The following is a 25,158-nucleotide window of genomic DNA, read 5'->3' as shown; positions in this document are numbered from 1 at the left end:
TCTCCTCAACGCTGCTAGAGCACCAACCACGCTTCGGATTCAAGGATTTGCGTGTTGAGGTTGCGCCATCTCACTTCCTGCATCGCAAGTGAAATTTCTCAGATCTGTGCCGACCAGGCCTGCATGGTCTCGATGAAAGCTCTCAGCTTCGCCGAGACGACTTTCTTCGGGGCATAAAGCAGGGCAATGGAAGGATCGGTTTCGCCGGGGCACCAGTGATATTGTTCGAGCACAGGAACGAGCATGCCGCTCGCCAGTGCTTCACGGACGATGATTTCAGGCAGGAGGGCAGTGCCCGCCCCGGCCAGGGCCGCCTCATAGAGGGTATCCACATCGCGGCTGCACAGGCGCGGCCTGAGAGGCGGCAGGGAAGGGGGCACGCGTCCCTCACGAGGGATGGCACGCCAGTCGGGGTTCTCCGTTGTCGCGAGGCAGGCGCTCCGGGCAAGATCATTTACACCGAGCAGGTGCTTTTCATTGGTCAGAATAGAGGGGGCGCAGACCAGACGATAAGCCAGCGGGCCGAGTTGACGCAGGATGAGGCTCGACTCTGGCAGTCCACCTACATGGAGCGTCGCGTCATAGCCTCCGCCAATCGGGTCTGCTGTCTCCTCCGTGAGTGTGAGATCGAGCGTGATCTTCTTATGACGATGCAGAAACGGGGTCAGGGCTGTCAGGAGCGAGCGACGACCGAGAAGCGGAGAGACACCTATCCTGAGAACGCCCTGCGGGCGGGCGTTATGCTCGCGCACGACAGTAATCGTCTCGCTCATTTCCTCCAGGAGATGCTGGGCGCGTTCATGGAACAGATGCCCGGCCTCCGTCAGATGGATCATGCGCGTCGATCGGTTGAAGAGTGCCGCGCGCAGATCCCGCTCGAGCGCGACGATATGCCGTGAGATCGTGGAGACCTCGACATGATGGTGCGCCGCAGCTCGGGAGAAGCTGCCGGATTCTGCAACCGTCACGAAATAGCGCATGGCTTGCAGGTAGTCCACGATCCCCTCCCAGGAAGTTACAACGAATAATGCCGTAGGAAGATCTTGCGCATCTCGCAATACTCATTTGCCAGGACACCTGTGGATGCTCCTCCTAATGAAGGCGTAAGCCAGGCCCTCACCTGACATCGTCTAGGCAGGAGAAGGTTCATGACGACCCATACCCGTTCAGGATTGCCTCTGTTACGGCGTGCGACCCCGGTTTCCGCTGGTGAGATCCATGAATACAGCAAGGCTGCTAATCCGGTTCGGCCGAGCTTGACCCCACCCGTGCCCTATCATTTCTTCCCGCCCTCTCTCTACAACGCGGGAGAGACCCGCACTGTGCCCCTGGATCTCAGCGCGGCGCTCAAATGCGCGGCTCCGGCCACCGGGCCCGGCTTGCTGGCAAGCTTTGTGCGTATCCTGCCGGGCGAGGAAATCGCGCTCTCGCCCAATGCGACCTCAATGGCGTTCTATGTAATCAGTGGCAGAGGCAGCGCCGTGTCCGGAACGACCGAGTTCGTGTGGAAAGAGGGTGATTTCTTTGCTGTGCCAGGGCCTGACGGCATTGCGCTTGAGGCCGAGCAGACAGCGACGCTCTATCATGTGAGTGATGCGCCGCTACTGACCTATCTTGGCGTGACTGCAGACCAACGTCGCTTCGATCCGGTCCTGTTTCCTGCCGAGCAGGCGCAGGCGGCGCTCGCCGAGGTGATGGCGCATCCCGCAGCGGCAGAGCGTAATCGTGTCAGCGTTCTCCTGGCCGCCAAGGAATTTCCGCTCACCCGGACAATCACCCATGTGCTCTGGGCGATGTATGGCAGTATCGGCGCGCGGAGCGCTCAGAAACCGCATCGCCATCAGTCCATCGCGCTGGACTATATCGTTTCCTGCGCGCCGGGATGTTATTCGCTCGTGGGTGAGACGCTGAACGAGGCCGGTCAGATCGCCAATCCTGTCCGAGTAGACTGGGAGGCCGGATGCGCTTTTGTCACGCCGCCTGGACATTGGCATGCCCATTTCAACGAGTCAGATCAGGAGGCTCGCCTGATTCCGATTCAGGATGCCGGTCTGCAGACATATCTGCGCACGCTTGATATCCGCTTCGGAGGCTGACGCGGGCAGGCCCGGTCCCGGTCCCGGTCCCGGCACCTCGTCCCGAGGGGCTAAAACCGGGGTGCCAAACGCGTGTTTCAGGCAAGCAACCCGCCATCGACCGCCAGTGCCGAGCCGGTGATGTAGCTCGATCGCTCATTGACGAGGAAAGACACGACATTCGTGATGTCGTCGATCTCGCCATAGGCTCCCGTAGCGACATGGCTGGCCAGCATGGCGGCGGCAGGGGTGTTGGAGGGGTTCATGGCCGTATTGACCGGTCCTGGTTCAACCACGTTGATTGTAATGCCGCGGCTTCCCAGATCGCGCGCTACACCCTGGGCAAAGCCTCGCAGGGCTGCCTTGGTGCCCGAATAGAGGGAGAGGCCCGGTAATGGCGCCCGACCGCCGAAGGACGATCCCATCAGGACGATACGCCCTCCTGCTTTCATATGGCGGATAGCGCACATGGTCTCGATCATCGGACCACGCACATTGAGGTTGAGCACGGCCTCGATGCTGTCAACCGTGATTTCATCGATCGTACCCTTGGGGTACATGCCTGCATTGCAGACGAGTACGTCGAGACGCCCGAAAACTCGGATAGTCTCGGCCACGATTTTTTCATTCCCTGCTGTCGTGCTGCCATCGGCCTGGACGGCCAGGGCCCGTCGACCCAAAGCCTCGACTTGACGGATCGTGTCCTGTGCTCCTGCAGCGTCATGGGGGTAGGAAAAGGCGATGTCATAGCCTTCACCGGCCAGTTGGCGGGCAATGCCGGCGCCAATGCCGCGGCTGGCACCGGTGACGAGAGCGACTTTACTGGTCATGATCGATCTTCCTTATATGGAGAAAACGATAGAGGGCGCTGAGCCCGTATGTTCTGAGGGCGTCCGAGAGGATCAGAAGCTCAAGCATGGTGTCGGTCTTCCCCCCCCCAAAAAAAGCGCCGTTCCAGTCGTGAGGAACGGGTTCTTTATGCGGGGGGGTCGGCGGGCAGCGTTATCGCGCCATTGCGAAAAACTTGCCTTTTTCGCTCATCTTGCAAGGGTGGCGTTATGAAATCCGAAGGCACATCCGACACCCTCGCATCGGTTCAGGCGCTCATCCGGCGGCATTGCCCGCGCAAGAGCACACAGACGCCAATCGCGGATCTGACGCTGTATCGCTGCGACAACACGACGGATCCGCTGCTCGTCGTTTACGAGCCGCGCATCTATCTGATCCTGCAAGGTGCGAAGACCGTCACGATTCACAAGCGCAGTTTCCACTACGATGAGAACCACTATCTGGTCGCCACCGTGGACCTGCCGCTCTCAGGGCATATTACCCGTGCCACGCCGGAGGCGCCTTATCTGGCGGCCTGTATTGCCTTCGACCCTGAGGAAATAAGCGAGATCATCGTCCGATCCGGCATCCAGCCCGATTTGAACGCACCGCTCGCGGCCAGTCTGGGGCTCAGTCGGGTGACACCGGATCTGCTCACCCTGATTCATCGCCTGCTGCGCGCGCTTGATGAGGGGGAACATGGTTTCATGGCACCGCTCATCAAGCAGGAACTGCTCTACCGCGTGCTTCTGGGCGATCAGGGTCATGTACTGCACGAGATCGCCGACCAGAAAAGCGACGCATCGCGCATCAATCGCGCCCTTGCCCATATGCGGGCCCATTTCACGGAGGATACTTCGCCCCTGAGGCTGCCTGAACTCGCGGGAATGGGACAATCGACCTTTTATCGCAAGTTTCAGCAGATCACAGGGCTCTCGCCGGTGCAGTACCGCAAGAGACTGCGTTTGCAGGAAGCCCGACGATTGATGCTGCATGAGGATCGGCTCGCAGCCGATGCAGGTTTTGCGGTTGGCTACGAGAGCCCTTCGCATTTCACCCGGGATTACAAGCTGATCTACGGGCTGCCTCCCCATCAGGATGTTGCCCGCATCCGCGAGATCGGCGTTGCCCGCTATCGGGAGATGAACGAGGACGTATGGATCTGATTGTTGCGGCGCAGCCCCTCCGGGACACCACGATGAATGTTACAAACCCTCACTCTCTCGCGACTTGGCCTGCAAGCCGTCAGGGCGCAGAGTTGCTCCCTCTCAGGGGAGGAGATCAATGCGCCGTTTGACCTGTTGCGGAGTGCTTGTCCTGCTCACGGGCTGCGCTCATCCGCGCCCTGTTCAGGAAGACAGCCGCGCTGACCTGCTTCGTCCTGTCTCCGGGAGCAGCCAGACAAATGCGACTCAGTCGCCCCCGGCCTCGGGGCGGAAGAACCATGGTCACCTCTATATGGGGTCAGGCTTTGGGGGGAACCACGTCTGATGTCCCGCAGGGATACAGACTTTCCCTGGTTTTTCCGCAGTGCCGAACGCGATCTGACTGGAGACGCGTGCGGCTGAGAGGAGTCACTTGATGGCGTCGAGGACAGTCGAGGCCGTCAGGATCTGGGGCAGGATCGTGCCGTCCTTGTGCGGGGCGTAATAGACATAAAGCGGAACGCCATCGCGCCCGTGCTCACGCAGGAACGCGCTGATCGTCTCATCGCGATTGGTCCAGTCACCCTTCATGTAGGTGATGCCTTTTTCCTCGAAGGCTTTTTTCACCTGAGCCGATTGCAGGGCTACACGCTCATTGACCATGCAGGTGATGCACCAGGCCGCCGTCATGTCGATGAAGACCGGCTTGCCCTCATCGCGCAGGCTGGCCAATTTTTCGGGCGCAAAGGCGACGATCCCGATTTCACCCGGTGTGGTAATCGGGCGGCTATCGGCAGCGGCGTCGTCAAGGCGGGTGAGGCTGGCAGCAGCCAGGAGGAGCGCCAGCAGAGCGATGGCGCGTCCGATGACGACGGACCGTGTCGCCCCCCGGATCATGGCCTGGCGCTGGGTCGTACCGAACAGCCATGCTGCCATGCCGAGGGCTACGGCACCGCCGAGTCCGACCGGCAGGATCATGGCACCACGCTGAACGCAGGCTACCCAGAAAAGCCAGACCGATGTTCCCAGGAGAGGGAAAGCCAACGCCTGTTTGAGCACGGCCATCCAGGCCCCAGGTCTGGGCATATGACGCGCAAGAAACGGAATAGTGGCAATGGCGACATAGGGCGAGGCCAAGCCGAAACCCATGGCAAGAAACAGGGCCAGACCGGCCCAGGCCGGACCGCTCAGGGCTGCGGCGATGGCCGCCCCCATGAAGGGGGCTGTACAGGGTGTGGCCACGATCACGGCCAGAAGACCGGTGAGCATATCGCCCCAGACGCCATGACGCGGGGTCACATCCTGACCGATACGGCCCAATGTGACCTCGAAGACGCCCAGAAGGTTCAGGGCCATCATGACCAGCAGCCACGCCACGCCAACCACGAAGACAGGTGACTGGAACTGGAATCCCCACCCAGCCGCCGAACCGACGCTGCGCAGCACGATCATGGCGACACCCAGGGCGGCAAAGCTGCCCATCACGCCAGTCGTATAGGCCAAGGCGCTCTGGATCTGCTCATGACGATGCGAGCCCCCCAGCCGGGCCAATGAAAAGGCTTTCATGGCCAGGACGGGGAAGACGCAAGGCATCAGATTGAGGATGAGTCCGCCCAGAAAGGCAAAGACCAGCATCTTCCACAAGGCGCCTTCAGCGTTGGGCGGTATAACGGGCGTTTGTGCTACGATGGACGGGGACGAGGCTCCGGCGCCGGGCATCGCAGAACCTGTCGTGATCCAGAGCGGGGTCTGTTGTCCAGCCGCGTCCTGCAAGACCACAATGCCCTCAAGCGTTGGGGGGCGATGGGACGGATCGATCCAGCTCAGCTTGAGCGTGACCTTGCCCGTTTTCACGTCGAGCGTCTGCGGCGCGACCTGATCGATCACCCCGGTCACGGAGGGCATGAACCAGGCACGTTTCACGCTCTCCGCCGAAAGGCCCTGCCCACTCAAACTCAGCAGGCCCTCGGACGATACCGAGGCCGCGAAGGGCGAGGGTACTGGGCTTGATTGGGCAGCATGGATGAAAAGCGGGCCCTCTGCCGAACTATTGGGTGTCGTCTTGCCCTGTGCATCGGGGGAGGCCGGCAGGTTGAGCGAGAAATCACCGCTTTCGGGTACGCAGGTCGAGGCGCAGACCAGCCATTCTGCATGGGCCTTGAGCGTTGCCGTTCCAGTTCCAGCACTCCCCGTGAGTTTCAGGGTTTGGGGCAACAGCACGTCGCCCGTATAGGCATAGGACATCAGCCCGCCCTCGCTGATGCGCACGGGCGTCGGGAAGGCAATCGTCTCGCTCTGGCCGCTCAGGGCACCAGTGGCGGTGGTTTTCAGCGTCGGGGCCTCACCGGCATCGCCCGCATTGAGCCAATAGGTATGCCATCCGGGCTTGAGCTGGAGACGCAAGCCCACATGAAGGGTTTCACCCGGCCTGACAGCATCGCGATCCGTCACAAGAGTTGCGATATCATGGGCGGAAGGGACCGGCGCGCTCTCTGCGGCAACGGCAGGGGTCAGGGCGGGAGCAAGGGAAAGAGCCCCGAAGGCGGTCAGGAGAGAGGCAAGGGGAGACAGCTTACGCAGCATGAGACCGATCGCAGTGAGGGAAGAGAATTGCCGAGCGCCCTGTGGACGCGCCATAGAGGTCATTATGACCGGTCCGATATCGCCCGCCAATCTCATTTCGCTCCCCGTTCTTCCTGTTTCCGCAGCATTGCCCGCCTTGCAGGCTGCACTGGACTCGGCGCGCAACGCCGTGCTGGTCGCCCCGCCGGGGGCAGGCAAGACGACTTTGGTGCCACTTCATCTTTTACAAGCCCCCTGGCGTCAGGAGGGGCGCATTCTGGTGGTCGAGCCACGGCGCGTGGCCGTGCGTAGCGCCGCGCATCGCATGGCATCTCTGCTGGATGAGCCGGTCGGGCGAAGGGTGGGCTATCGCACCCGCACCGATTCTGCGGTCAGCGCAGCCACAAGGATCGAGGTGGTGACAGAGGGGCTTCTGCTGCGACGGCTGCTGACCGACCCGTTGCTAGAGGATACGGCCTGCATCCTGTTCGACGAAGTGCATGAGCGCTCGCTCGATCTCGATACGGCGCTGGCATTTGCGCTCGATCTGCAGCGCACTATGCGGCCCGAACTGCGTCTGGTTGCCATGTCTGCCACAACGGACGGGCGCGCCTTCACCACCCTTCTCGATGGTGTGCTGGTGGAAAGCGAGGGGCGGGCCTACCCGCTTGAGATCCGTCACGCCAGACGCGATCTGGCCGCTGTGCGCGAGTTGCCTGACGTCATGGCCCGGACCATCCGCGGGCTTCTGGCCGAGGAAGAGGGGGATATCCTCGCCTTCCTGCCCGGTGTGGGGGAGATTCGTCGGTGTGCCTCTGCGCTTGAGGGCGTGGAAGCCCTGGTTCTGCCGCTTTATGGCGAGCTCGATACACGCGAGCAGGATCTGGCGCTGAAGCCCGACACGCGCCGCAAGGTGGTACTGGCCACCTCGATTGCCGAAACCTCTCTGACTGTGCCGGGTGTCCGGCTTGTGGTCGATGGCGGGTTCCGTCGCGAGCCGAGACTCGATGTTGGTTCGGGCCTTTCGCGCCTCGAAACGCTCCGCGTCTCGCGTGCCACGGCAACGCAGCGCGCGGGCCGTGCAGGTCGCGAGGCGCCAGGTATTGCCGTGCGCCTGTGGACGGAAGCCACAGGACGCGCCCTGATTGCTCATGATCTGCCCGAAATCCTGGCCAGCGATCTGAGCGGCCATTGCCTCGACGTCGCAGCCTGGCGGGAGGTGATGGGGACGCCACCCGAGGCTCTTGCCCTGCTGGATGCCCCGCCCGAGGGCGCACGCCAGGCCGCAATCGCATTGCTGCAGGCTCTTGGCGCACTCGATCCGGCGGGACATATCACGAAGCTCGGCAGCGCGATGGCGCGTCTGGGGGCCCAGCCCCGTCTGGCGGCGATGATGTGCGCGGCCCGCACTCCGCCCGAAAAAGCCACCGCCGCCGCCCTGGCCGCTCTGCTTGAGGAGCGTGACCCGTTGCGCCCGCGGGTCGTACCGGGGCAACGCAACCCTGCCACGCTAGCGGATATCCAGACGCGCCTTGCACTCATTGATGAAGCCGATTTCCATCCGCAGGCGGATCGGGCCAGTCTGGCGCGCATTCGCCAATCCGCGCAGCGTTACCAGAAGCGGCTTGCCCTGAATCAGCGTCTTCCGCTCGATCCTTCCTGTGCGCCGGCGCTTCTCGCGGCGGGTTTCCCTGATCGCGTGGCCATGGCGGCTGGTGAAAAAGGGCGGTACCGCCTGTCCGGGGGGGGCTCGGCGCGTTTGAGCGCCATCGACCCGATGGCGCGTGAAACGCTGCTTGTGGCGCCTTCCCTGCATATGCGCACAGCCACCGAAATCTGTCTGGCGGCCCCGCTTGATCTGAACGATCTGCCCCGAACCCTGCTGGCCCGGACGGAAGAACAGGTCGAAACGGCCCTCGATACTGCAACGGGGAATGTGATTGCGCGCAGGCGTCTGCGTCTTGGCACGCTCGTGCTGCGCGATCGCTCGGCGCCTGCGGCCCCCGAGGAGATACAGGACCTTCTTCTGGGGCGTATCAGGGCCGATCCTGCGGGCAGTCTGGGCTGGACCGATGCCTGTCATCAGTTCCGCGCCCGCCTTGCCCTGGCGCGTGCCCATCTGGACGAGACCTTGCCTGCGGCGGACGACGACACGCTTGTGGCAACGCTCGATGAGTGGCTGCTGCCCTATATGGAGGGCATGACGAAACTCTCTCAGGTTCAGGCGCTGGATCTGCTGACGCTGCTGCGCCAGAGGCTGGATTATGCACAACTCAGGCGGCTCGATCAGGACCTGCCAACCAGCCTGAGTCTGCCAGGGGCGCAGCCTGCCATCGATTACTGCGATCCAACGCCCACCATTTCGGCGCGGGCCCAGGCTTTTTACGGGCTCAAGGAAACACCGCGTCTGGCCAATGGACAGGTGAAGCTGCAATTCGCGCTTCTATCTCCTGCGGGGCGTCCTCAGGCGATCACGGCTGATATTGCGGCCTTCTGGAAAACAGGCTGGGCCGATATGCGGCGCGACATGCGCGGGCGTTACCCCAGACATGACTGGCCGGAAGATCCCTCAACGGCCAGCCCGCCCCCGCCCCGTCGACGTTGAGCTGCGCGCCCCTTCGACGTCGAGCGGCGCTCAGAGGCGGGGTGTCGTGACGCCGAGCTGCTTCATGTATTTGCCGGCGCGATCGGCATAGCTGGTCTCGCAGGGAGAGGCGCCCTGGAAGAACAGGAACTGGCAGATGCCCTCATTGGCGTAGATACGTGCGGGCAGCTTGGTTGTGTTGCTGATTTCGATGGTGACCTGCCCCTCCCATTCGGGTTCCAGCGGGGTCACGTTCACGATGATTCCGCAACGCGCATAGGTGGACTTGCCGAGGCAGACCACGAGCACGTCGCGCGGGATGCGGAAATATTCGACCGTATGGGCGAGGGCGAAGCTGTTGGGTGGAATGGTGATGTCGCCTGTGCGCGTCACGAAGCTGTTTGCAGCAAACTGCTTGGGGTCCACCACGGCATTATCGACATCGGTGAAGATCTTGAAATCCTCGCCTACGCGTGCGTCATAGCCATAGGAAGACAGCCCGTAGGAGATTACGCCCTCGCGTTTCTGCGCCTCGACGAAGGGCTCGATCATGCCCTTTTCCTGGGCCATCTGACGGATCCAGCTATCTGGCATGATGGGCATGGCATTACTTCCGGTTCGTAAGGGAGAGAAGGGTTTGCAGGTCTAGCCTTGCGGGCGTGTCTCTGCAAACCGAACGGTGCTGCTCAGGCGATATGGGTGAGGAACACGACCTTGGAGCCGCCGCCTTCGACCAGGGTCTTGATGGCATTGTTGAAGACCTTGCCATGTTCCATGCCCATATGGGCCTTGAAAGCGTCTTCGTCCCTGTAGGTCTCCTCGACATGGAAGAAGTCCGGATCTTCCTCAAGGGTGTAGACCACAAAGCGTTCATTGCCGGGTTCGCCGCGCACGTCATCGGCCAGTGCGGTGAGCAGTTGGGCGATTTCCTCACGCTTGCCGGGCAGGGCGCGCATGGTCGCATAAAGAACCTTGGACATGGGGTAATCCTTTCAGGATGAGGCGGAATCGTCGCGCGCGGGCGGCGTTTCCTGGTCTTCGGGAGCCTTGACCGCACGGTTGCGCACCTGCGCCTTGCGACGCAGCAGATTGGCGCGCAGGGCTGCGGCCTCACGCGCCAGACGCTTGTCGAGATCGGCCTGAGCCTTCTCGGTCAGGGTCGGGGTGGCGCGCGGTGGTGTAGTCATTGATCAAGGTCCCGAAACTGGTCCGACAAACCGGTACCGAGCAGCTCATCATAGACAGCGAGCGTGGCCGATTGCATCTGCCGGGTCGTGTAGTTTTCTGCAATGTGATGACGCGCAGTTTCAGCCAGAAGATCCCGCGCGCCTTCGGAGAGAGTCAGAATCTGGCAGAGGGCTTCTGCCAGCGCTGGGGCGTCATCCGGCGGGACCAGAAGCCCCGTGCGATGGGGAAGCACCGTTTCCATGGCGCCTCCCTGGGCCGACACCACAACGGGGCGGCCCATGGCCTGCGCCTCGATCACCACACGGCCAAAGGGCTCCGGGCGAAGAGACGGAACGGCCACTACATCGGCCAGGGCATAGGCTGCCGGCATATCCTGACACAGTCCGGCAAAGCGCAGACGCTCGCGCAGACCCAGGCGCAGGGCCGTGGCCTCGATCTCCTGCACGTAACTGTCCCTGGGATCAGCCGGTCCGACCAGTACGGCAAGCCACGGCCCCGGCATCTCGGCCTGAAGGATCGCCATTGCGCGCAGCAGAAGCAATTGCCCTTTCCAGCGTGTCAGGCGGCCTGGCAGCATGATCACGGGCGTGCCGGGGGGCACCTGCCATTTCTCTGCCAGCGCCTGCATCCGCGCCCCATTGATCAGGGCGGGGTCGAAACGGGCCATGTCGGCTCCGCGCGGGATCAGCCGCAGCCTGTCCTGGCCCACACGATAATCCTCACGCAGGCGGGTAGCGATATAGCTGCTGATGGCAATCACGCGTGCTCCCCGTGCGAGTACGGAGTTATAGCGCTTCTTGCCGGGAAAACTGGCCTTGTGCACGCCATGCCAGGTGGTCACGAAAGGTGTGCCTGTGCGTCTTGTCGCATGCCACGCCGCCCAGGCGGGCGCCCGCGAGCGGGCATGGACGAGATCGATGCGTTCCTCGCGGATGATCTGGGCGAGGGCGCGGCTGTTGCGCAGAATGGCGAGCGGCGATTTCTGCCCGAGAGGCAGGTCGATATGACGTGCCCCGACAGAAAGCAGGCGCGGCAGCAGCGGGCCCGAAGCCCCTGCAACGAATGCGCGCCCACCGGCTCTCACGATCGCCTCGGCCATCTCCACTGTGCCATGCTCGATCCCCCCCGTGCCAAGGGCCGGGAGAACCTGAAGTATATGAGGGCAGTGGCGTGACATGGGTTGCGGGTAGCATGAAGCGGCCGCCTCAGGGAGAGGAAAGAATCCGGCGTCATGAAAAACCCCCGTCCCGTGCCCCAAATGCCCATAGCCTATCGCGGAACGCTGCTGCGTCGGGATAACGTCAGAAAGGATCGCCAAAAGGCAGTCGTGAAAGCACCGCCTTTCGCGTTCATGGTCTGCGCCAGACTGAAAGGGCTGGCGCGCGCCCCAACGTGATGCGGGTCGTCGGTCCCGATCTCTGGCTAGGTGCATGGCGTGTCAGGGGATCGAAGAGTCTCTTCGACGTGCGGGTACGAAAAAGGGCCGGAGGAAGATCCCCCGGCCCTGACGCTCTCTCCTGTCGCGTTGCGACCGGGAAGCGCTCTTAGTGCTTGGTGTCGGCCCCGTCCGGGAGGGCGTAGACGACGAGCTGGTCGGTCACAGGCGTCATCATGAAGTGATGGCCACCGGCCATGATGGCGACATACTGCTTGCCGTTGACCTCATAGGTCATCGGATTGGCCTGGCCGCCACCCGGCAGAACATCGGACCAGACATCCTTGCCCGTCTTGATGTCGATTGCGCGAATCTGGTTGTCGGTTGCAGCCGCAACAAAGACAAGACCGCCCTTGGTGATGACCGAGCCACCGTTATTCGGCGTACCAATATTGAGCGGCAGGCCTGTCGGCATGTTCCACGGGCCATTGGCGCGTGCGGTACCGAGAGGACGCGACCACAGGACCTTCTTGGTCTTGATGTCGATCGCCTCAATCATGCCATAGGGGGGCTTGTTGCACATCATGCCCGTGTAGTGGTTCCAGAACGGAGTCACCACGATGCCATAAGGTGTATCGGCCTGTGCGCCATTGCCTTCTGCACCCCCGCCATTGGGGTTGTAGCTGGGGTTGTCGATGGGCTTCAGGCCCAGCGCATCGGCCTTTTTACGGGTGATGAGCTGATCGTACATCGGCGTGGAGTTCCAGTTGGCGATGACAATGCCCGATTCCGGGTCATAGGCCATGCTGCCCCAGTCGCTGCCGCCATTATAGCCGGGATATTCGATATTCGGCTTGTCGAGCGCGGGCGGGGTGAACTCGCCGACATAGCGCGCCTTGCGGAACATGATGCGGCAATAGAGCTGGTCGATAGGCGACATGCCCCACATGTCGCTTTCCTTCAGATCAGGGAAGGCGAGACGGGGGAAAGCATCGGACCAGGGCTGGGTCGGACTGCGCGGATCATCTGCCATGGTGCTGGCAGGGGCGGGCTTTTCGACAACCGGGAATTCCGGCAGGGGCTTGCCCGTCGCACGGTCGAGCACGAAGGTCTGGCCACGCTTGGTGGGCACCAGCAGAGCAGGCGTTACGGTACCGTCGGCATGATGATAGTCGAATTTGGTGGCCTGTGAGCCAATATCATAATCCCAGACATCCTTGTGGGCGGTCTGGAATACCCAGCGGGGTTCACCTGTCTTGACATCCAGCGCGACGATGGAGGACGAGACAGCGTTCTCCTTGTCGGTGCGCATGGCGCTGTAATAATCGGCGGCGGAATTGCCTGTCGGGACATAGACGAGGCCAAGCTCGTTATCACCCGTCATGGCAGCCCAGGAATTGGGCGTTCCACGGCTGTAATGCTCGCCGGGGGCAGGCTGGTGGTGGTTGTCAGGATTATTCACATCCCAGGCCCAGACGAACTTGCCGCTTTCAGCGTCATAGCCACGAATCACGCCTGAAGGAGCCCAGCGGCGCTGACCGTCGAGCACCTCGTGATTGACCACGACGATGCCATTGATGACCGGGGGCGGGGTCGTCATGGAAACGAAGCCCGGTACCGACTCGCCCATGCCCTGCATCAGATTGACCTGACCGCCAAAGCCGAAGCCCTCGCACAGCTTGCCCGTCTCGGCATCGACCTGAATCAGGCGCATGTCGAGCGTGGCTTCCATGACGCGGTTATGGCAGGACTGGCCTTCGGGGATGGTGGAGGAGGTGTAATAGGTCACACCCTTGCACGCGGCGGTGTACGGGATGGACTGGTATTTCACCCCGGCATCGTGACGCCAGATCTCCTTGCCGGTGGCGGCATCGATGCGCATCATGTCGTTCATGGCTGAACACATGTAGAGCGAGTTGCCCACCTTGATCGGGGTGGTTTCGGCAGCCCATTTATTGGCCTGACCCGGACCTGGCTTGCTGCCCGTGTGATACACGAAGGCGCGCTTGAGCTTGCCCACGTTGTCGGGGGTCAGCTGCTCCAGAGGCGAATAGCGCGTCTGGTTGGAATCGCGGCCATATGCGGGCCAGTCTTCGCGGGCCGGGGTGCTGTCGATCTGCGGCACGGCGGCCGGAACGTCAGCGATACCGATCTCGGAGATGTCCGGCAGATTGGCGGCATTCACGCCTGGAGCCTGCGGAGCGGAGGGGGAGGGGCCACCAAAACGACCGGGACCCTGGCTATGGGCATCGGCGGTTGACGTATTGTCTTCACCCGGGGTCGAGTTAGAGGGGGGAATCTGCGCCAGCGCGACCGAGGCAGACAGAAGGCCACCGAGCATGGTGGCGGTCAAAAGGGCTGGTCTACGCATCAGACGGCTCCGCGGGAAACTGGACGAACCGTATCCTGGCGACGCAGGACAGGCAGGCTGAGCACGACAAGAATGGCGATCAGCGTCGGGCCGAACAGGCGCGGGAGCCAGCCCCACCAGTCAAAGCCGCACTCGGCAATGGTCCAGATCAGTGTACCGGCCCAGGCGAGAAGGAAGAGGTAGCCCCCCAGAAGACGACCCATGGCCATGAGCCCACCCGATGCCAGCAGAACGATGCCGCAGATCAGATAATAGGCAGAGCCACCAAGGCTTAGAAGGTAGCCGCCACCAGCAACGAAGATGAGACCGAAAACCACGATCAGGATGGCGAGACCCAGTGCTGCCCAGTCGCCGATGCGTCTGGGTCTGGAACGAGACGTCATGAATCCTCCTTGAGACAAGGTGCGCAACCTATCCTGAACGCGAACAGAACAGAGCAACACATATCAGTGAAAACTCTGATACGTTTGGTGGGACGCACGGTTTTCCGATCACAGGATAGCGTCTTATAGATCTCTGCAAGGTGTTTTCAGCGCGGGCAGGGGAAAACGGTCGATGTGGCGGGTTGTCTCAGCTTTCCTTCCGGTCGCGCAGGGCTCTGACCACGGATTGCACGGTCGAGAGAATGGTCTCCCTGAGCCATCGATGGACCGGATCATTATCGAGTCGCGGATGCCAGGCCTGAAAGCTGACGAGATCAGGCAACGGGAAGGGGAACGCGAAGGCACGTGCCCCAATGGCCTCAAGCGGTAGACGGCGGATGATGATCTCCGGCAGGGGCAGGATCATGTTCGTCTCGCGCATGGTTTCGATCATGGCATAATCGCTGGGTACGACCAGCGCGATACGTCTCTCCAGACCGTATTGCTTGGCTAGGATCGCATCGATAGGCCCGTGGGCACGCCCCTTGCGGGACGTGCTGATGTGATCATAGGCAACCAGTGTCTGGGGCGTGATCTCCTGCTCCAGGATCGGATGCCCGGCGCGCACCACGGCCTCGAAATGGGTCTGGAACAGGGTTTGCTTCTTGATTTCGGGCAGGAGGTCTTCGGTGGCGCCGATATAGAGATCGATCGTGCCACGCCTGAGCGCATCACCGATTGAATCCTCCGTTTCCGGCGAGAAAACGATCTGGCAGCGCGGGCAGGATTCTCTGAGCCTCTCGGCGATGGCGCTGCCGAAGGCTCCGATGAAAAGGTCCCGCGCCCGGATCGTGAAATGGGGGGCGATCTGAGACAGGTCCAGTCGCGCGCGCGCGCTGACCAGTGCCTCTGCCTCGGCCAGCACTGTCTGCACCCTTCCCAGCAGGTCTTTGGCATAGGGGGTCGCGACCAGATGTCTGCCGGAGAGCACCAGCAGAGGGTCCCCGAACAATGTGCGCAATGAGGCCAGGTGACGGCTTGTGGCAGCCTCGCTCACCCTGAGCCGCTTTGCCGCGCGTGTGACGCTCTCTTCCTCGAGGAGCACCTGAAGCCAACGGAGATGATCGAGCGAATAGCCACGCTTGGCAGGCAGATTTCTGGTCATAAGGCCCGGCTCTTGGGGTGTTGCGCAGAATGAAAGTGATGTGCCGGACCCTTACGCCAACTGGAAGGATTTTTTACCCGGATTGCGGGTTATTGAGGCGGGGAGGCACCGCTAGAGACCGGGCGGAAAGGATGTCGCCCCATGATCGTACCTACGAGGCAGGACGCAAAGGTCCTGCCATCTTCTGCTCCCTTACCCCCCTTCGGGCTCAGAACGATCATCGGGTGTCTGGGCATGTTGCTTGCCGTCCATGTCGCTGGCTTCAATGAACATGTCACGGAACTTGGTCTGTCCGATCTGCGTGGGGCCATGCATCTGGGTCACGATGAGGGAAGCTGGTTCATCTCGCTCTACGAGGCCTTCAATATTGCGGCGATGGCCTTCACGCCGTGGTTCTACATGACGTTTTCGATCTATCGCTTTGCCTTGTTCATGACGGCGACGCTGGCCCTACTCGCCGTGCCGTTGCCCTTCATGACCGATATGGTTTCCATCGGTATCCTGCGCGCCATGCAGGGGCTGAGTGCGGGATGTCTGCCGCCTATCCTCATGACGGTCATGCTCAAATATCTGCCGCCGCCGCTCAAGGTTTTCGGCATAGGCGGTTACGCCATGAGTGCGACCTTCGGCCCCAATCTCGGCATGCCTTTCGAGTCCCTGCTTTTCGAACGTTTCGGCTGGCACTGGCTCTATTGGGAGGTGATGCCGCTGGGTGCGGTCGCGCTTGTCATGATTGCCTGGGGACTGCCTCAGGACCCGGTCCAGCTCTCGCGTTTTCGCAGCTTCAACTGGCGGGGATTTCTGATCGGCGCGCCGTCCATCCTCTGTGTCGTGACCGTTCTTTATCAGGGGGACCGGCTCGACTGGTTTCGTTCCCCTCTCGTCACGCATCTGACATTCTGGGGTGGGGCGCTCTTTCTCGGGTTCCTGATCCACGAATGGCATCATCACAGCCCGTTTTTCCGTCTGCAATACTGGAAGAGCCGCAATATCACGATGTCCCTTCTGTCGCTCGTGGCGGTTCTGATCGTCTGCGCCTTGATGAACGAAGTCACTACGACATTCCTGGAGGAGATCAAGGGCTACCGTCCCGTTCAGGCGGCTCCCGTCGCCCTGACCGTGGCTCTGCCCCAGCTCGTCGTGCTGCCGATGGTTGCGGCGCTGTGCAACATGCGTCGGGTCGATTGCCGATGGGTGCTCGGGATCGGCATGGCGCTGCTCGGGCTTTCTGCGTGGCTTGGGCTGGGCCTGACATCCGAATGGGTGCGCGACAATTTCTATCTCATTCAGGCCCTTCAGATCTTCGGTCAGCCCATGGTGGTCATCCCGGTCCTGATGCTGGCCACTCTGGCGCTCGGGCCGAGCGACGGCCCCTTCATCTCGGGCATGGTCAATATGCTCAAGGGTATGGCCAATGCACTCGCCTTCGCCCTGTTCTCGATCCTGCTGCGCCGTCGTGAGCAATATCACTCGACCATGTTGCTGGATCATCCCGGCCTGGCGCAGGGGGGCAGCGGGGCGGATGCGCTGCGCAGGGTGCATGAGATGCTGTCTGCTCAGGCTCTGGTGCTCTCCCTGGTCGATATCCTGTTCGTGGTGGTCGTGATCTGCGCTGTTTTCGTGGTGTTGACCGCCATTCTTCCCGGTCGCGTCTACCCCCCGGGGAAGGCGCCGAGCGATTGCCCTCCCGGGCCACTCGTTGCCCCGGTGCGGCAGCCCGCGACTTCACCTCTCGCAACACAGTAACGGAAATCTCCCCATGGCTTACAAAAAACCGCTCCTGTTTGCGGGATGCACCGCGCTTGTCCTGACCGGTCTCGCCTGGAGCGCAGATCGCTTCTTTGTCGGGGATGGGCGTCATCAATCTACCAATGATGCCTATATCACCGCCGATTTCACCCGCGTGGCGCCCAAGGTCGCCGGGCGCATCGACAGCGTGCCTGTTGCGGACAACCAGAAAGTACAGGCGGGCGATGTTCTGGCTCATATCGAGGACAACGATTACCGCACGGCGCTGGATACCGCTCGGGGCAAGCTCCGTGCAGCGCAGGCTGATATCGCCAATCTCGCCGCCGCGCAGCAGCGACAGTCAGCTCTGATCGACGCGGCTCTCGCCACGATCGAGGCCGATGAGGCTGCCCTGCTTTTCGCCCGACAGAACGCGGCGCGTTATCGGGCGCTCTCGGCGGGAGGTGCCAGCACGATCGAGCAGCAGCAAGGTGCCGAGGATCGCCAGCGCGAGGCCGTCGCGCGGCTCTCTCGCGACAAGGCAGCCGTGAATGCCGATCGCGCCGGGCTTGCTGTGCTCGCTGCAGAGAGCGAGCGCGCGCAAGGCGTGCTGATCCAGACGCAAGGCCTTGTGCGTCAGGCCGAGCTCGATCTGTCCTATTGCACCATTACCGCCCCTGTTGATGGCGTTGTCGGGTCACGTGACGTGCGCGTCGGGATGTATGTCCGCCCCGGCACTGGACTTCTGGCGGTGGTGCCGGTGCGTCAGGCCTATGTAATTGCCAATTTTCAGGAGACGCAGATGGCTCGTGTACAGACCGGTCAGGAAGCCGACATACGGGTCGACAGCTTTCCCGACGCGGTGCTCCATGCCCATGTCGACAGCGTAGCACCGGCCACGAATGTCGCCTTTGCCCTGATCCAGCCTGATAATGCGACAGGGAATTTCACCAAGGTGGTGCAGCGTGTCCCGGTGAAACTGGTTTTTGATGACGGGCAGCCTCTGGCGCGACGCGTTCGTGTCGGCATGTCCGTCGAGGCCATGATCGATACCGGCGCGCCTCGTAACGGCGCTCACGCCGCCGATGCGCGCTTTGTGTGGGAGTAAGGGGCATGAGACATTTGTCCCGCACGGCAGGGCTGAGTCTTTTCCTGATCCTGGGGGGATGCTCGGTTGGACCGGAGTTCCAGAAACACGATCCGGTGGCGGCGTCTCATTGGCATGAAAGCGTGACACCTCAGAAAAGCCACCCGGATGAGCGTGCGCCCGTCGAGGCGCAGTGGTGGACGCTCTACCAGGATCCGGTTCTGACAGCGCTTGAGCAGGATGTGCTGAGGGCCAATCTCGATCTCAGGGAGGCGGCGCTCCATTTCGAACAGAGCCGTGCCGAGCGCAGGATCGCAGCCGCGGCGCGCTTGCCTCAGGTGCAAGGCGCCGCCTCTTATGCCCGCGAGCGCGCGAGCACGAACGGCATCCTGAGCCTGCTCGGTACTGAAGCGGATCAAGATCCGGCACAGATTGCGGACGGAACACAGGGGTTCGGGCCCGCTGCTGCTGCCGGACCGAAGGGTAATCCTGCTTTCAACCTGCCCCAATACGGCCTCGGCGCGTCATGGGAGGTCGATCTGTGGGGGCATGTGCGCCGCCAGGTCGAGGCAGCGACGGCCTCCATGCGGGCCATGCGGGAAATGCAGCGCGATACGCTGGTTTCGCTCATGGCAGAGACCGCGCAGGATTACATTGCCCTGCGTAACGTGCAGGCCCAGACCGAGATTACCCGACAGAGCCTCGATATCGCCCGTCACAGTGTCGAACTGACCGTTTTGCGTGTGACCCAGGGTACGGCGACGAAACTCGATCTCGCCTATGCGCGCGGGCAGTTGCATGGTTTTGAAGCCCGCCTGCCCCAACTGCACCGCGAAGAGGTGCACCTTCTTAATGCCCTTGCCTTTCTGATGGCGCGCGAACCGGGTGCCCTGTCACAGCGTCTTGCGGAGAAGGGCAGCATTCCACCACTCCCGGTATCCATCCCGGTTGGATTACCGTCGCAGCTTGCCGAAAGACGCCCGGATATCCGGGCGGCTCAGGAGCGTCTGCATGCGGCAACAGCAACAATCGGGGTAGCCATGGCGGATTTCTTCCCACGGATCACGCTGTCTGGCAGCCTGGATGTTCAGGCTCTCCAGTTCAGCGGTCTCGGCTCCTGGGCATCGCGTCAGTATGGTTTTGGTCCGACCATGACCATTCCGTTGTTCGAGGGCGGGAAGCTTGCGGGGCAACTTGCCTTGCGCCGTCTGCAGCAGAGGGAAGCGGCCATTGCGCTTCAGAAAACGGTTCTCCACGCCTGGGAGGAAGTCGATGATGCCATGGCCGATCTGGGCACGGCCCAGGAGCGTCACGACCGCCTGGCCGAGGCGGTTGCTGAGAGTGAGACAGCCGTCAGGGTGGCGCAGCTCCAATATGCCCAAGGGGCGGGAGATTTTCTCAATGTTCTGACCACACAGAACGGGCTGCTCGAGAGCCGTAGCGCGCTCTCGGACGCGCGGGCGGAAGTCTCGGTATCGATGGCACGGCTTTATCGGGCTCTGGGGGGCGGTTGGGCCCGAATATAGCCAGACCAGGGGCGACGCTCCCGGGGGCTGCCGTCCCTTTTGCTCAGCCCGCGGGGATAGTGATAACCGCGCCGGGTGAGTGGCTGGTTGCGGCGAGGGCGGCGAGAATCTGCATCATGGTAAAGCTCAGCTTGCTCCGGAAATCATCATCGCTGATCCAGTACCATCGGCCCCTGTAGCGTACCTCGTCATAATTATGCTCGGGCGCGGATTTGCCGGAATGGATCACCACATCAGGGCGTGTCTCAATGCCGACCGGGCTGATGGTGGGCAATGTCCGCGTGGCTCTGACATCCTCTTCCGGGACCTCCATCTCATAGGCGATCTGGGAGAGCATGGCGAACATGGAGCGCGTGAGAATGGCAATCTGCCCCGGCACTTTCGGGTAGGGGCCGTAAACGATCTCGGCCTCTTCGGCGTGAGGGTCGAGATGGAGCAGACGACGCACCTCTGCCTGGATGGTGGTCAGGGCGGGGTCAGAGGTGGCGGTGAGCACAAGATAGGCGTGTTCGGGCTGCGTTCCCGATGGCTTGTTCGCCGAGCCGGAAGGTGGCTGGTCCGCCGTTGCTTTGGGGGCATCGGTGGAGATGCGTATGGTCATGGCGCCCTGTACCTGCAACTGGCGCAGATCATGCAGCAGCAGGTAGAAACGGACCGAACCGCCGCCAGTGGGTCCGGCACCAAGGGCGCGGACATTGGACAATCCGTCGATCGACTGCGCCGTCAGGCGCAGGAGTGTGTCGATAGGCAGACCACCGAGGCTGAGTGGCATGATGACTACGGGTGAGATGGGCCGGATGACGTTTTCGGCATATTGCTGCCCGGTCTCGGGCTGATAGGTGAAGGTTGGGCTCTCCTGCAGCGTGGCTGTGCTGCTGCCGAAGAGATAGCTTCCGACACCTGAAGGGAACGCATTGAATCCGCCATTGACCGAGCGATTGAGCTGATAGCCCGCGATGACCTGAGTTGTATCGAGAAAGGTCGGTGGATCGGCATAGCGGATACGAATGATGTTGAGCAGCATCGCATGTTTTTCCGCCTCGCCCAGCGCGCGCGAGTAATCGAGCTGATCATGCGACAGGCGCGAAGGGCCGATCGTGATGCAACCCGACAACATCAGGGGCAGGAGGCTGGGCAGCAGCGCGCGGAACACCCCCGGGCGAGGGCAGGGAAAACGGAGCATGATCATGGGTGTCTCTGGCTTAGCGTATCCTTGGAGAGGGTTGCCAGCCCGTAATGAACGTTTTGCGTTCCACGGGCCGGGGGAGGGGAAAGCTGAAGCACGGAGCTGACCGGATCGCAGGGCTGGCACACAGTATTTCTTCCCCTTCAGGGCTTGGGCGCCTGCTCTGTGGCCAGAATAGCGGCCAGACCTTCACGGTAGCTCGGGAAGCGCCATCGACGGTCGAGGCTCCGTTGGGTCAGGCGGCTGTCGACCACGCGGCGCTCGGACCAGAAGCTGCGTGCCATGGGGCTCAGGCTTTCCCAGGCCTCATCCAGCGACAAGCGTTGAGGCAAAGGAGCGTTCGCCAGACGAGCGGCCTCTTCGAATACCGCGGCCTGCGGGCTTGGCGCGTCATCGACGAAGTTCAGAATGCGGCATCCTGAGGCGGTGGAAATGGCAGCCATGGTGCCCTCGGCGATATCGTCTCGATGGATGCGGCTGAACAGATGGTCTGGCGCGTCGATCAGTCGGGCCTTGCCGGAGCGCAGGGTATCGAACGCCGAGCGGCCGGGCCCATAGATCCCGCCCAGTCGCATGATATCACAGGCGATGGATCTGCGACGGGCCAGTTCCTGCCATGCCCGCTCGGCCTCGACGCGCGCGCGGCTGCGTGTCTGGCCGGGTGAGACTGGCGTCGTTTCATCCACATGTGCGCCCTGACGGTCTCCGTAAACGCCGGTAGTTGAGTAATAGCCAATCCATCGCAGGGTCGGGCTTTCCGACAGAAGGGGGGCGTATCGGATAAAGGCGGGATCGCCCGACTCCGATGGCGGCGCGCTGATCAGAAGATGGGTTGCCTCACCAAGTGCAGAACCAGCCTCATCGAAAGCGATCAGTCCCGATCCCTCTTCAGGCACGCGCCTTGTGCCGGTCACGCGCCAGGCTTGGGCTCTGGCAAGCGGCACGACGGCGGATGCTGAATAGCCCTGACCCAGGATAACAAGGTGAGGTGGCATGAAAGCTCCCATTCGCGCTTGACCGCTGACGCGGTGGCGCGCCAATCACACTGTATGAAACATGGTTTTGGAGCCTTGGCGATAGGAAGCGTTCTGGGAATGGGGATGGCGGCTGCCAGCCCGGCCCCGCAGAACCTTGCCCAATGCGTGGCTTCGCTTCCTGACACGCCCGATCTGGTGCAGGAGGCAGCACAGAACTGGCTGCGCCGCGGCGGCGGCGGCGAGGCACGGGACTGTCTCGCGCAGGCCGATCTGGCGCTCGGAGACTATCGCGAGGCGGCGCAGCAATACGAGACGCTCGCCATGCAGGGTGGGCCTCGCAAATCGCTGTCGCCTCAAGGCCGGAGAGCCGGCCAGCCTGAGGCAGGGAGCGAGGGGGAGCGCGAGGCAGGCTATGCTGCCCGGGCGGCGGAAGCGTGGTTGCTGGCGGGCGATGGCGCTGCGGCAGAACGTGCTGCGCGTCAGGCGTTGCTCGTTTCATCGTCATCGCCGGGCAAGGTGCGGTCCGATCTAACCTTGCTGCTGGCGCGCAGCCTGTCCATGCAGGGCCATTATGCGGCTGCCATACAGGCGCTGGGGGTCCTGCCCGACAACGGCAAGAATACCGATCCCGTTCTGGTGCGGGCGCTCGTGCTGCGCGCCGGGGCCTATCGCCAGCTTGGGCGCAATGCCGATGGGCTGGTGGATGTCACCCGGGCCCTGACGCTTCAGCCCGACGATATCGAAGCCCTGCTAGAGCGCGGCATCCTCAATGTCCGCCTGACCCGCTACGCACAGGCCCGCAGTGACTGGGATCGGGTCATCGCACTCGCCCCGGACGGACATGAAGCCTATCTGGCTCGTCAGGACGAGGCTGTTCTGGATTCAGATCCCGATCAGGACTGAGCAGTTTCCCGGCGCTGTTCGGCATTCCGTCCTGCCGCCGCCGGAATTCCCCGGTTACGCCGCGCCGGGGGGTTTACCGGTTTCGACAAGGGCAACGACCTCGTCCCAATGAGGCGCGGACTCGGCAGCGCCGAGGCGCGTGGTGGCCAAAGCGCCGCAAGCTGCCGCGAAATGCACGGCCTCGCCGAAACTCTTGCCCAGTGTGAGGGCGGTGGCCAGACCGCCATTGAAGCAATCACCCGCCGCTACTGTATCGATGGCATTCACGCGATAGGGCGGTACGAAGCCTTCCGACTCTCCAGAGCGATAATAAACACCGCGCGCGCCCATCTTGACCAGGGCATGGGTGGCGCCCAGTTCCTGCAGCCTGCGTGCGGCTCTGGCCGCGTCTTCCTGCGTTTCGGGATAGATTCCGGTCAAAAGCCGTGTTTCGGTCTCATTGGGGGTGACGACATCCAGGGCTGCCCAGAGCGCTGCGGGCAGGCCGTCAGCGGGGGCAGGGGCTGGGTCGAGAATGACCAGTGTGCTGGCTCGTTTCGCTTCCTCGGCAATCTCGATGGTCAGGGCCAGCGGGATTTCCAGCTGCAACAGTACGGCCGAAGCCTCATGAATGAGCGCGCGATGGGCCCGGACATCGCTGCCGTCCAGCGCCATGTTCGCGCCGCCTGCAACGGTGATGATGTTTTCCGCCTTGCTGTCCACCGTGATCAGCGCCACCCCGGTTGGATGGTCGGGATCCTCACGCAGGGCTGAGAGATTGACCCCGAACGGTGTCAGGAGGGAGCGGGCAAGCGTGCCGAAACTGTCCGTGCCGGTGCGGCCCGCCATGAACACCTTCAGGCCGCAGCCTTGACCAAGACGGGAGGTTGCGGCCGCCTGATTGGCCCCCTTGCCCCCCAGCCCGGTAGCATAGCTTTCCGCATGGACCGTTTCACCGGGATGAGGGATGCGCTCAGCGCGCGCCGTGATGTCGATATTGACGCTGCCGAAGGAAAGGATGGAAGAGGGGCGGTCGGACATGAGCTTTTCCCTGATCGCCCTGCGGGCGGAAATGGTGCCACGAGGCTGTGTCTTCGCGGGCGATGCCAGAAGACGGACGCGTGAACGCATGGCGTATCATCGCGTCGCAGCCTCGGCTAGGATCGCGGCATGTTTCGCATTCTCGTGATCAAGCTCGGGGCTCTGGGCGATGTTGTTCAGGCGCTCTCTCCTTTTGCCGCCATCAGGGCCCATTGGCCCGAGGCCGAGATCACCCTGCTCACCACCGCGCCTTTTCGCGCCCTGGCAGAAACCAGTCCCTGGTTTGATCATATCCGGATCGATACGCGGCCGCGCTGGCATGACTGGCGCGGTTTGCTGACCCTGCGCCGGGAACTGCGCGGCTATGATCTGGTGATCGACTTGCAGACATCCGGGCGGAGCACGCGTTATGCGCGGCTATCAGGACAAAAGGCCTGGAGCGGTATTGCCAGAAAGTCGGCCCATTTTCACGATAATCCCTGGCGCGATTCCATGCATAGCGTGGCGCGACAGCGCGACCAGCTCGCGCGTCTTGGCGTAGCGGAGCACAACGCGCCCGATCTGGAATGGCTGGGTCGTGGCGGTCCGGATCTGCCCGCACCCTATGCCATCATCGTTCCTGGCGCCGCCCCTCACCGCCCTGCCAAACGCTGGCCAGAGGGGCATTACGCGGCTCTGGCCCGGCTTTTGCAGGCGCAGGGTCTGGCTGTGGTCGTAATTGGCACACAGGCGGAGCGCGCTCTCGTGGATACGATAAGGGCGCAGACGCCCGGCGTGATCGATCTGGCGGGTCAGACCGATCTGCTGGCCCTGGGCGGCGTGTTTGCGCGGGCGACGCTGGCAGTGGGGAATGATACCGGCCCCATGCATCTCGCGGCAGCCATGGGATGCCGGTCGCTCGTATTGTTCTCGGGGGAGAGCAACCCGCGCCTGACCGCGCCGAACGGGTTGAGACCGGGTCAGGTTCGTGTTCTCGCGGTTGAGGATCTGCGGACGCTCGACGTTTCCAGGGTTGCGGCCTGCCTGAACTGGGGCCATTAGAACAGCTCAACTTATCTCTTACGCCAGGAGCGCAT

At 62.5% G+C, this 25,158-nt stretch carries 22 protein-coding genes; 9 read left to right on the top strand and 13 right to left on the bottom strand.

Translation table 11 applies throughout. From position 1 onward, the window contains the following. Nucleotides 1–98 precede the first annotated feature (98 nt). Nucleotides 99–998, bottom strand: coding sequence for a LysR family transcriptional regulator (locus C0V97_RS15185; RefSeq protein ID WP_127103411.1), 900 nt, complete (start codon nucleotides 996–998; stop codon nucleotides 99–101). 150 nt (nucleotides 999–1,148) lie between these two features. Between C0V97_RS15185 and C0V97_RS15180 the strand changes: the two genes are divergently transcribed. Next, a complete protein-coding gene (locus C0V97_RS15180) occupies nucleotides 1,149–2,096 on the top strand; it encodes a cupin domain-containing protein (RefSeq protein WP_127103410.1) in 948 nt (315 codons plus the stop codon). Between the two features lie 77 nt (nucleotides 2,097–2,173). Here the strand turns inward: C0V97_RS15180 and C0V97_RS15175 are convergent, their stop codons facing one another. Then, entirely contained in the window at nucleotides 2,174–2,905 is a 732-nt protein-coding gene (locus C0V97_RS15175; RefSeq protein ID WP_127103409.1) for an SDR family NAD(P)-dependent oxidoreductase, read from the bottom strand. Nucleotides 2,906–3,133: 228 nt separating this feature from the next. Here C0V97_RS15175 and C0V97_RS15170 point away from each other — a divergent pair, with 228 nt between their 5' ends. Further along, the gene (locus C0V97_RS15170) at nucleotides 3,134–4,069 is read left to right on the top strand and encodes an AraC family transcriptional regulator (protein ID WP_127103408.1); all 936 of its coding nucleotides are present in this window, start codon (nucleotides 3,134–3,136) and stop codon (nucleotides 4,067–4,069) included. Nucleotides 4,070–4,477: 408 nt separating this feature from the next. Here the strand turns inward: C0V97_RS15170 and C0V97_RS15165 are convergent, their stop codons facing one another. After that, complete coding sequence (locus tag C0V97_RS15165; RefSeq protein ID WP_127103407.1) at nucleotides 4,478–6,631, bottom strand: protein-disulfide reductase DsbD; 2,154 nt, start codon at nucleotides 6,629–6,631, stop codon at nucleotides 4,478–4,480. A 64-nt stretch (nucleotides 6,632–6,695) separates the two neighbouring features. On the opposite strand from C0V97_RS15165, the gene hrpB reads away from it, so the two are divergent. Beyond that, on the top strand, nucleotides 6,696–9,215 hold the full coding sequence (gene hrpB, locus C0V97_RS15160) for an ATP-dependent helicase HrpB (RefSeq protein ID WP_127103406.1): 2,520 nt from the start codon (nucleotides 6,696–6,698) through the stop codon (nucleotides 9,213–9,215). Between the two features lie 30 nt (nucleotides 9,216–9,245). Here hrpB and dcd read toward each other — a convergent pair whose 3' ends face one another. From dcd to C0V97_RS15140, 4 genes are all read right to left on the bottom strand, one after another. Then, entirely contained in the window at nucleotides 9,246–9,797 is a 552-nt protein-coding gene (gene dcd, locus C0V97_RS15155; protein ID WP_025841649.1) for a dCTP deaminase, read from the bottom strand. A gap of 83 nt (nucleotides 9,798–9,880) precedes the next feature. Then, a complete protein-coding gene (locus C0V97_RS15150; RefSeq protein WP_199751920.1) occupies nucleotides 9,881–10,174 on the bottom strand; it encodes a putative quinol monooxygenase in 294 nt (97 codons plus the stop codon). Between the two features lie 12 nt (nucleotides 10,175–10,186). Continuing rightward, nucleotides 10,187–10,381: a hypothetical protein gene (locus tag C0V97_RS15145; protein WP_127103405.1), complete on the bottom strand. Its 195-nt coding sequence runs from the start codon at nucleotides 10,379–10,381 to the stop codon at nucleotides 10,187–10,189. Beyond that, nucleotides 10,378–11,559, bottom strand: a complete 1,182-nt coding sequence (locus C0V97_RS15140) for a glycosyltransferase family 4 protein (protein ID WP_127103404.1) — start codon at nucleotides 11,557–11,559, stop codon at nucleotides 10,378–10,380. The genes C0V97_RS15145 and C0V97_RS15140 overlap by 4 nt, the downstream gene beginning before the upstream one ends. A 54-nt stretch (nucleotides 11,560–11,613) precedes the next feature. Between C0V97_RS15140 and C0V97_RS18425 the strand changes: the two genes are divergently transcribed. Then, nucleotides 11,614–11,778, top strand: a complete 165-nt coding sequence (locus C0V97_RS18425; protein WP_158625443.1) for a hypothetical protein — start codon at nucleotides 11,614–11,616, stop codon at nucleotides 11,776–11,778. A 148-nt stretch (nucleotides 11,779–11,926) separates the two neighbouring features. Here the strand turns inward: C0V97_RS18425 and C0V97_RS15135 are convergent, their stop codons facing one another. The 3 genes from C0V97_RS15135 to C0V97_RS15125 form a co-directional block, all read right to left on the bottom strand. Beyond that, nucleotides 11,927–14,128 (bottom strand): pyrroloquinoline quinone-dependent dehydrogenase, encoded by a 2,202-nt coding sequence (locus C0V97_RS15135; RefSeq protein ID WP_127103403.1) that lies wholly within the window; start codon nucleotides 14,126–14,128, stop codon nucleotides 11,927–11,929. Beyond that, entirely contained in the window at nucleotides 14,128–14,511 is a 384-nt protein-coding gene (locus C0V97_RS15130; RefSeq protein ID WP_127103402.1) for a glycerol dehydrogenase, read from the bottom strand. The genes C0V97_RS15135 and C0V97_RS15130 overlap by 1 nt, the downstream gene beginning before the upstream one ends. 187 nt (nucleotides 14,512–14,698) lie before the next feature. Then, entirely contained in the window at nucleotides 14,699–15,655 is a 957-nt protein-coding gene (locus tag C0V97_RS15125) for a LysR family transcriptional regulator (RefSeq protein WP_127103401.1), read from the bottom strand. Between the two features lie 141 nt (nucleotides 15,656–15,796). Here C0V97_RS15125 and C0V97_RS15120 point away from each other — a divergent pair, with 141 nt between their 5' ends. The 3 genes from C0V97_RS15120 to C0V97_RS15110 are packed head-to-tail and all read left to right on the top strand — an operon-like array spanning nucleotide 15,797 to nucleotide 19,996. Further along, a complete protein-coding gene (locus C0V97_RS15120) occupies nucleotides 15,797–17,401 on the top strand; it encodes an MFS transporter (RefSeq protein ID WP_199751917.1) in 1,605 nt (534 codons plus the stop codon). A gap of 13 nt (nucleotides 17,402–17,414) precedes the next feature. Continuing rightward, a complete protein-coding gene (locus C0V97_RS15115) occupies nucleotides 17,415–18,491 on the top strand; it encodes an HlyD family secretion protein (protein WP_127103400.1) in 1,077 nt (358 codons plus the stop codon). Nucleotides 18,492–18,496: 5 nt separating this feature from the next. Further along, on the top strand, nucleotides 18,497–19,996 hold the full coding sequence (locus tag C0V97_RS15110; protein ID WP_127103399.1) for an efflux transporter outer membrane subunit: 1,500 nt from the start codon (nucleotides 18,497–18,499) through the stop codon (nucleotides 19,994–19,996). Nucleotides 19,997–20,039: 43 nt separating this feature from the next. On the opposite strand, the gene C0V97_RS15105 is transcribed toward C0V97_RS15110, so the two are convergent. Together C0V97_RS15105 and C0V97_RS15100 are read right to left on the bottom strand one after the other, a co-directional pair. Further along, nucleotides 20,040–21,185 carry a hypothetical protein gene (locus C0V97_RS15105; RefSeq protein ID WP_233582206.1) on the bottom strand — a complete coding sequence of 382 codons (1,146 nt, stop codon included), beginning with the start codon at nucleotides 21,183–21,185 and terminating at the stop codon, nucleotides 20,040–20,042. Nucleotides 21,186–21,325: 140 nt separating this feature from the next. Then, entirely contained in the window at nucleotides 21,326–22,177 is an 852-nt protein-coding gene (locus tag C0V97_RS15100; RefSeq protein ID WP_127103398.1) for an SDR family NAD(P)-dependent oxidoreductase, read from the bottom strand. 75 nt (nucleotides 22,178–22,252) lie between these two features. Between C0V97_RS15100 and C0V97_RS15095 the strand changes: the two genes are divergently transcribed. After that, on the top strand, nucleotides 22,253–23,062 hold the full coding sequence (locus C0V97_RS15095) for a tetratricopeptide repeat protein (RefSeq protein ID WP_158625442.1): 810 nt from the start codon (nucleotides 22,253–22,255) through the stop codon (nucleotides 23,060–23,062). Between the two features lie 54 nt (nucleotides 23,063–23,116). Here C0V97_RS15095 and rbsK read toward each other — a convergent pair whose 3' ends face one another. Then, entirely contained in the window at nucleotides 23,117–24,082 is a 966-nt protein-coding gene (gene rbsK / locus C0V97_RS15090) for a ribokinase (protein ID WP_127103465.1), read from the bottom strand. A gap of 129 nt (nucleotides 24,083–24,211) precedes the next feature. On the opposite strand from rbsK, the gene C0V97_RS15085 reads away from it, so the two are divergent. Beyond that, entirely contained in the window at nucleotides 24,212–25,123 is a 912-nt protein-coding gene (locus tag C0V97_RS15085) for a glycosyltransferase family 9 protein (RefSeq protein ID WP_127103396.1), read from the top strand. Nucleotides 25,124–25,158 lie beyond the last annotated feature (35 nt).

The sequence above is a fragment of the Asaia sp. W19 genome, assembly GCF_003994335.1.
Classification (GTDB): domain Bacteria; phylum Pseudomonadota; class Alphaproteobacteria; order Acetobacterales; family Acetobacteraceae; genus Asaia.
The sequence above is the reverse complement of the archived record's forward strand: the minus strand, read 5'-3'. Positions and strand labels throughout refer to the sequence as shown.

Coding starts and splice junctions, on each gene's coding strand:
- C0V97_RS15180 (WP_127103410.1), top strand. CDS start 1,149: ATGACGACCCATACCCGTTCAGGATTGCCTCTGTTACGGCGTGCGACC.
- C0V97_RS15175 (WP_127103409.1), bottom strand. CDS start 2,905: ATGACCAGTAAAGTCGCTCTCGTCACCGGTGCCAGCCGCGGCATTGGC.
- C0V97_RS15170 (WP_127103408.1), top strand. CDS start 3,134: ATGAAATCCGAAGGCACATCCGACACCCTCGCATCGGTTCAGGCGCTC.
- C0V97_RS15165 (WP_127103407.1), bottom strand. CDS start 6,631: ATGCTGCGTAAGCTGTCTCCCCTTGCCTCTCTCCTGACCGCCTTCGGG.
- hrpB (WP_127103406.1), top strand. CDS start 6,696: ATGACCGGTCCGATATCGCCCGCCAATCTCATTTCGCTCCCCGTTCTT.
- dcd (WP_025841649.1), bottom strand. CDS start 9,797: ATGCCCATCATGCCAGATAGCTGGATCCGTCAGATGGCCCAGGAAAAG.
- C0V97_RS15150 (WP_199751920.1), bottom strand. CDS start 10,174: ATGTCCAAGGTTCTTTATGCGACCATGCGCGCCCTGCCCGGCAAGCGT.
- C0V97_RS15145 (WP_127103405.1), bottom strand. CDS start 10,381: ATGACTACACCACCGCGCGCCACCCCGACCCTGACCGAGAAGGCTCAG.
- C0V97_RS15140 (WP_127103404.1), bottom strand. CDS start 11,559: ATGTCACGCCACTGCCCTCATATACTTCAGGTTCTCCCGGCCCTTGGC.
- C0V97_RS18425 (WP_158625443.1), top strand. CDS start 11,614: ATGAAAAACCCCCGTCCCGTGCCCCAAATGCCCATAGCCTATCGCGGA.
- C0V97_RS15135 (WP_127103403.1), bottom strand. CDS start 14,128: ATGCGTAGACCAGCCCTTTTGACCGCCACCATGCTCGGTGGCCTTCTG.
- C0V97_RS15130 (WP_127103402.1), bottom strand. CDS start 14,511: ATGACGTCTCGTTCCAGACCCAGACGCATCGGCGACTGGGCAGCACTG.
- C0V97_RS15125 (WP_127103401.1), bottom strand. CDS start 15,655: ATGACCAGAAATCTGCCTGCCAAGCGTGGCTATTCGCTCGATCATCTC.
- C0V97_RS15120 (WP_199751917.1), top strand. CDS start 15,797: ATGATCGTACCTACGAGGCAGGACGCAAAGGTCCTGCCATCTTCTGCT.
- C0V97_RS15115 (WP_127103400.1), top strand. CDS start 17,415: ATGGCTTACAAAAAACCGCTCCTGTTTGCGGGATGCACCGCGCTTGTC.
- C0V97_RS15110 (WP_127103399.1), top strand. CDS start 18,497: ATGAGACATTTGTCCCGCACGGCAGGGCTGAGTCTTTTCCTGATCCTG.
- C0V97_RS15105 (WP_233582206.1), bottom strand. CDS start 21,185: ATGATCATGCTCCGTTTTCCCTGCCCTCGCCCGGGGGTGTTCCGCGCG.
- C0V97_RS15100 (WP_127103398.1), bottom strand. CDS start 22,177: ATGCCACCTCACCTTGTTATCCTGGGTCAGGGCTATTCAGCATCCGCC.
- rbsK (WP_127103465.1), bottom strand. CDS start 24,082: ATGTCCGACCGCCCCTCTTCCATCCTTTCCTTCGGCAGCGTCAATATC.
- C0V97_RS15085 (WP_127103396.1), top strand. CDS start 24,212: ATGTTTCGCATTCTCGTGATCAAGCTCGGGGCTCTGGGCGATGTTGTT.